The 6,355-nt window shown below is 48.1% G+C and carries 4 protein-coding genes; 3 read left to right on the top strand and 1 reads right to left on the bottom strand.

The genetic code is table 11. The features are described from left to right. Window positions 1-105: 105 nt before the first annotated feature. Window positions 106-1,299 (bottom strand): leucine-rich repeat domain-containing protein, encoded by a 1,194-nt coding sequence (locus AAFP14_RS15450; protein WP_341733130.1) that lies wholly within the window; start codon window positions 1,297-1,299, stop codon window positions 106-108. 134 nt (window positions 1,300-1,433) lie between these two features. On the opposite strand from AAFP14_RS15450, the gene AAFP14_RS15445 reads away from it, so the two are divergent. The 3 genes from AAFP14_RS15445 (at window position 1,434) to AAFP14_RS15435 (ending at window position 6,101) form a co-directional block, all read left to right on the top strand. Continuing rightward, complete coding sequence (locus tag AAFP14_RS15445) at window positions 1,434-3,383, top strand: AMP-dependent synthetase/ligase (RefSeq protein WP_341733129.1); 1,950 nt, start codon at window positions 1,434-1,436, stop codon at window positions 3,381-3,383. Window positions 3,384-3,564: 181 nt separating this feature from the next. After that, window positions 3,565-4,014: a YlqD family protein gene (locus AAFP14_RS15440; protein ID WP_341733128.1), complete on the top strand. Its 450-nt coding sequence runs from the start codon at window positions 3,565-3,567 to the stop codon at window positions 4,012-4,014. Between the two features lie 788 nt (window positions 4,015-4,802). Next, complete coding sequence (locus AAFP14_RS15435) at window positions 4,803-6,101, top strand: dihydrolipoamide acetyltransferase family protein (protein ID WP_341733137.1); 1,299 nt, start codon at window positions 4,803-4,805, stop codon at window positions 6,099-6,101. The last annotated feature ends 254 nt before the right edge of the window (window positions 6,102-6,355 follow it).

Raw genomic sequence — 6,355 nt, 5'->3', positions numbered from 1 at the left:
AATTGGTATCTTGCTTTCATTTTTACTGGCTGTTTACTTGCTCTATTATACCATGACTGACTGATAGAATAAGGACAATTAAAGCCGTCCTATAAGGACGGGGCTTTAGACCCATTTCTTTGGTAAGGGTTTGATCTCGCTGATTTTATTGTTGTTGAGACCAAGCGCAGTCAGGTTAGTCAAAGATTGCAATGGTTTGATGTCGTTGATTTGATTGTTGCTGAGGACGAGTTGCTTCAGGTTGGTCAAAGATTCTAGCGGTTTGATGTCCCTGATTTTATTTCCATTGAGGATGAGCCGAGTCAGGTTAGTCAAGGATTCTAGCGGTTTGATGTCGCGGATCTGATTGTCCCTGAGGACGAGTTGCTTCAGGTTAGTCAAGGATGCTAGCGGTTTGATATCGCCGCTCTGATTTCCTTCGAGCGAGAGATTGGTCAGGTTAGTCAAGGATGCTAGCGGTTTGATATCGCCGCTCTGATTTCCCTTGAGCCAGAGATTGGTCAGGTTAGTCAAGGATGCTAGCGGTTTGATATCGCCGATCCGATCGCCACTGAGCCAGAGCTTCGTCAGTTTAGTCAAAGATGCTAGTGGTTTGATGTCGCCGCTCGGATTATTGATGAGGTCGAGTTCAGTCAGGTGAGTCAAGGATGCTAGCGGTTTGATGTCGCCGATTTGATTTCCTTGGAGGACGAGTTGCTTCAGGTTAGTCAAGGATGCTAGCGGTTTGATGTCGCTGATTTGATTGTAGCTGAGGTAGAGATTGGTCAGGTTAGTCAAGGATACTAGCGGTTTGATGTCGCCGATTTTATTGCCATTGAGGCTGAGTTCAGTCAGGTTACTCAAGGATGCTAGGGGTTTGATGTCGCTGATTTGATTGTAGCTGAGGTAGAGATTGGTCAGGTTAGTCAAGGATACTAGCGGTTTGATGTCGCCGATTTCATTGAAGGCGAGGGCGAGCTGTGTCAGGTTAGTTAAGGAGGCTAGCGGTTTGATGTCACTGATTTGATCGTGGTTGATGTAGAGCTCCGTGAGACTAGAAAGTTTTCGATCGGCCGCATCGCAATCATTAGTATCTGCTTTCTCCAACAACACATCAACAGTATGTTTAGCTTCAGGAATCAAATTTGCTCGCGTGAGACACCAGTCAGCAAATGTTATTCGTCCACTGTTTCCCGGTTGCGGTTCGGAGACTAACGCCCAAGGTATATTTGTACATGATGCTAGCCCGATCGCACTCCAAGCAAATATTATCAACCTTGATAAATTCATCTGTTTCTGTGCAACTATAAATTTCATCATTTTGTATCTCTAATTTTCCAAATAGACAATGGCAGGTTTACAAACTGTCACGACACTGCCAGATAGTTCTAAAATAATTGTGATATTAAACTTGTACCAATAATTTTATCTCCCAAAACCCCGGAAAATACCCTATGAACGGCCCAACATCTCACACATCATCTCAACTGACCGATCGCGATCGCGCCAACCTCAGCCGCCTGATCGATTACACCTCCATCCAATCGGTACCAGAAATTTGGGCGATCGCCCAACAGAAATTCGGTCAAATAGTCGCCCTCCACGACCCCCACAGCAAGCCCGAAATCAAGCTTACCTACACCGACCTGTACCGACAAATGCAGCAATTCGCCGCCGGCCTCCAAGCCCTCGGCATCGAACCAAACCCCTCAGAAGCAATCCCTCCCCGCGTCGCCCTCTTCGCCGACAACAGCCCCCGCTGGCTGATAGCCGACCAAGGCATCATGATGGCCGGGGCAGCCAACGCCGTCCGAGGTGCCACCGCCGACCCCGAAGAACTCCTCTACATCATCCAAGACAGCGGCAGTACCGCCTTAATCGTCGAAAACCGCGCATTACTCAAAAAACTGCAACACCGCCTCCCCGATTTGCCAATTCAACTCATCATCCTCCTCTCCGACGAAGAACCAGAAACCAGCCAAACCCTCAACACGGTCAAATTTTCCCAAGTCATCGCCACAGGCGCAAACCGCCCCCTCAAACCCACCAACCACAAGCCTCAAACCCTCGCCACCCTCCTCTACACCAGCGGCACCACCGGCAAACCCAAAGGTGTGATGCTGACCCACAGCAACCTGCTGCACCAAATCAATACTTTCGGGACAATTCTCCAACCCGAAGCCGGCGAAGGTGTCCTCAGCATTCTCCCCAGTTGGCACGCCTACGAACGCACTGTCGAATACTTCATGCTTTCCCAAGGATGCACGCAAATTTACACCAATATTCGCTATTTCAAACAAGACTTTAAAACCTACAAACCTCAGTACATGGTAAGCGTTCCCCGCATCTGGGAATCGATTTACGAGGCAGTACAAAAGCAATTTCGGGAACAGCCCGCTAACAAACAAAAACTGGTTAATTTCCTGCTATCTGCCAGCCAAAAATATATAGAATCTCGCCGCATTTACCAAGGATTAACTCTCAATTTAAAACCTGCTTCTGCTACCGAAAAACTCATCGCCCGCATCAAAAGCATTCTATTATTACCCATTCACGCCCTCGCCGAAAAACTGGTTTACCAAAAAGTTCGGGAAGCTACGGGAGGACGTTTTAAGTGGGCAATTAGTGGTGGTGGTTCTTTGGCCGCCCACTTGGACAATTTCTTTGAAATAGCGAATATCGGTTTGTTGGTGGGATACGGCTTAACCGAAACTTCCCCGGTGTTAACGGTGCGTCGCCCTTGGCATAATCTTAAAGGTTCGGCCGGACAGCCGATCGCCCATACGGAAGTTAAAATAGTAGACCCGGAAACTCGGCAACAACTGGCTGTAGGTAAGCGCGGCTTAGTATTGGCGCGGGGGCCACAAATCATGGCAGGTTATTATCTTAATCCCCAAGCGACGGCAAAGGCGATCGACCCCGAAGGCTGGTTCGATACCGGCGACTTGGGCTGGCTGACACCGGGCAACGATTTAATTTTAACCGGACGCGCCAAAGATACGATCGTCCTCACCAATGGCGAAAATATCGAACCTCAGCCCATCGAAGATGCCTGTCTCCGCAGCCCCTACATCGACCAAATTATGCTAGTCGGTCAAGACCAGAAATCTGTGGGAGCATTAATTGTGCCCAATGCAGAAGCCGTGGAGAAATGGGCGGCAAGTCAGAATCCTCCCATACACGAAATTGACTGGAATAGCAAGACAATTCAAGACTTATTTCGCCAAGAATTGAACCGCGAGGTGCAAAATCGCCCCGGATACCGCGCGGACGATCGCATTGGCCCGTTCCGGTTGATTTTGGAACCCTTCTCGATGGAAAATGGAATGCTGACTCAAACCCTGAAAATTAAGCGCCCGGTTGTGACGGAACACTACCGCGATATGATTGACGGGATGTTTTGAAAATATTTCCCGGACTTGAGGTATAGCGAAGGAAAACTTTTCCCAAGTCCCCAGTCCCGATTCTGAGTCCTCAGTTCCCAGTCCTCAGTCCTAAGAAAAGGTTTACTAACTCACAAACTAATGACTGATGACTGATGACTAATGACTAATGACTAATTCCCAATAGACAAACAATAACTTTATGGAACTGTCCACCCCACAATTACTCTTGAAGCGATCGATTAACGTTAAAGTCGTCGTTACCCCCCGCTGGAAAGAAGAAGCTCAACAGCAACTCCAAGCCCAAATTAATCAAATCGACTCTCAGCTACAACAGCTAGAAATGCAAGGACAACGGATGATTTCTGAAATCCAAAAGCAAAGCCTGCACCCCCCTGGTCCTCAAGTAATGCAGCAAATAGAAAACATTCAAACCCAGGTAAATCAACGGAAAAGCGAACTGCTAGAACAAAAAAATCAAAACCTGCAACAACTCCAGCAAGTGCAGGTACTAGACCTGGAACAAGAAGTGAGTCAAGGTCAAATTGACGGTACATTCACCATCGGGTTAGGAGAAAACTTGATTCAAAAAATGCAAGTAGAAGTTCTTCTCCGTGATGGAATTGTCCAAGAAATTCGAGGCGATATTTAGCAATTAGAAATTGGTAATTGGTAATTGGCAGATTTGGAGTCATTAGTCACAGATCTTCGGACTAGAGACTGGCATAATAATAATTATTGCCGATCGCCGATCGCCAATTATCAATTGCCAAACCAACTGTTGTGCATTGAACTTGTATCTTTGGGGCAGGTTCTCCTGGATTGGTGTCAACTTAATGTCAAAGGTAGTACCAGCCTACTGTCTGAGCCTACAGTCTTTCCGAACCCCCCTAGCCAACGGCGGGCACTCACAGGCACCGCCCCTACATTCGGGGGGGACAAGATTCTTATCAAAATCCCCCTTCCCCCCTTGGGGGGGGGCTAGGGGGGGGTGGGGATTTAGGGGGATCGGAATATATGTAACTTCACATTAAATATGGTATTACCAATTCCCGATTAGCAAGTGACGCTCCCACACCAACCCTTTGGGTATGGTTTGGGCATCTGAGTCCCGCCTGTGGATATCAAGATCTTCCTTCGAGGTACTCCAATTGTTTCCCTCTACGGCGTTTTATAGTGAGGAACGCGACCTGCCCCACTTGTCACATGAAAGGTTTTTACTTAGACCCAGATTGTGATTCTTTGATCCAAGATACGAGTATTTTACCAGAATTATGACTCAGAGTGCGAGTTTCCTCGCCACCCAAAGAATGCTGTTTGGCAAGGCCCAACATCGCATTCTGGGTCGCTCCGATGAGGAGCGCAGCTCTCATCCCACAGCAAATCAAAGATTATGCTGTGGGGATTCCCACCTGTCTAGTTAAAAAGGACTTTTTACAGATGATTCGCGAAGTTTTCATGCCAGCCCTAAGTTCTACCATGACAGAGGGCAAAATTGTTTCCTGGGTCAAATCCGCCGGCGACAAAGTAGAAAAAGGTGAAACCGTAGTAGTAGTTGAATCCGACAAAGCCGACATGGACGTAGAGTCTTTCTACGAAGGATTCTTGGCAATCATTATCGTCCCAGCAGGAGAAGTTGCTCCTGTAGGAACAGCCATCGCCCTAGTAGCAGAAACTGAAGCCGAAATCGCCATCGCTCAGCAGCAAGGAGCAGCAGCCTCAACCCCCGCGGCGGCCGCCACACCAGCCCCCGCCCCGGTGGCTGCGACAACTTCATCTCCGGGATTGCAGCAAAACGTCAGCCGTCAAAACGGCCGCAGCGTCGTTTCTCCCCGCGCGCGGAAATTGGCAAAAGAATTTAAAGTAGATTTGAATTCGATCAAAGGTAGCGGCCCCCACGGCAGAATTGTTGCAGAGGATGTGGAAGCCGCAGCGGGTAAAGCTAAGCCCGCTCCCGTTCAGCAACTGGTGACAGTACCCGCAGCACCCGCACCCGCACCCGCAGCACCCGCACCCGTAGCACCTAAACCCGCAGTGGCACAGCCTGTTCCAGCAGTAGCGATGACTGGCCAAACCGTACCGATGAATGCACTGCAAAATGCTGTGGTGCGTAATATGGACGCAAGTTTGAGCGTGCCGTGTTTCCGCGTCGGCTATACAATTACTACGGACAATCTCGACAAACTCTACAAACAAATTAAGTCGAAGGGCGTCACCATGACGGCTTTGCTGGCGAAGGCTGTAGCAGTAACTTTACAAAAACATCCTCTGCTGAATGCTTGTTATGTGGAGTCAGCGATTCAATACCGTGCTGATATTAATGTTTCTGTGGCGGTGGCGATGGATGGTGGCGGTTTGATTACGCCAGTGTTGCAAAATGCCGATCGCCTAGATATCTATTCCCTCTCCCGCACTTGGAAGGATTTAGTCGATCGCGCTCGCACCAAACAGTTAAAGCCTGATGAATATAGCACCGGAACTTTCACTCTTTCCAATTTAGGAATGTTTGGAGTAGATAAGTTTGACGCGATTTTGCCCCCAGGTCAAGGCTCGATTTTGGCGATCGGTGCCTCGCGGCCGCAAGTAGTGGCGAATGAAGAAGGTTTGATGGGAGTGAAGCGCCAAATGCAGGTGAATATTACCTGCGATCACCGAGTTATTTACGGTGCTGATGCGGCCTCTTTCTTGCAAGATTTAGCCAAATTGATTGAGACAAATCCTCAGTCTTTGACACTGTAGTATAGGCGGGGGCGGGTTTAGGAGATTGTAGATTCTTGGCAATTATTCTTAGTAAACCCGCCCCCATAACATTTAACATCAAACAATACCGATACACCTAAAAAATCGATATTATATCAAATTCGGTATCATCAGAATTATTGCCCTCTCTCTTCTCTTCCTCTGCGTTCTCTGTGTCCTCTGCGGTTAAATCATTCCGAGTAAAAGTTTACTAATCCGCTGATAAAGTTCTAAGACTTCTGTTAAAGTGAGAT

The organism is Microcoleus sp. EPA2, from assembly GCA_020882975.1.
In the GTDB taxonomy this organism is placed as follows: Bacteria; Cyanobacteriota; Cyanobacteriia; order Cyanobacteriales; family Microcoleaceae; genus Microcoleus.
This window is presented reverse-complemented; position numbering and strand designations above follow the sequence as displayed.

Bases quoted from the DNA above. Each gene is read 5' to 3' on its own strand.
- AAFP14_RS15450 (WP_341733130.1), bottom strand. From the start codon at position 1,299: ATGATGAAATTTATAGTTGCACAGAAACAGATGAATTTATCAAGGTTG.
- AAFP14_RS15445 (WP_341733129.1), top strand. From the start codon at position 1,434: ATGAACGGCCCAACATCTCACACATCATCTCAACTGACCGATCGCGAT.
- AAFP14_RS15440 (WP_341733128.1), top strand. From the start codon at position 3,565: ATGGAACTGTCCACCCCACAATTACTCTTGAAGCGATCGATTAACGTT.
- AAFP14_RS15435 (WP_341733137.1), top strand. From the start codon at position 4,803: ATGATTCGCGAAGTTTTCATGCCAGCCCTAAGTTCTACCATGACAGAG.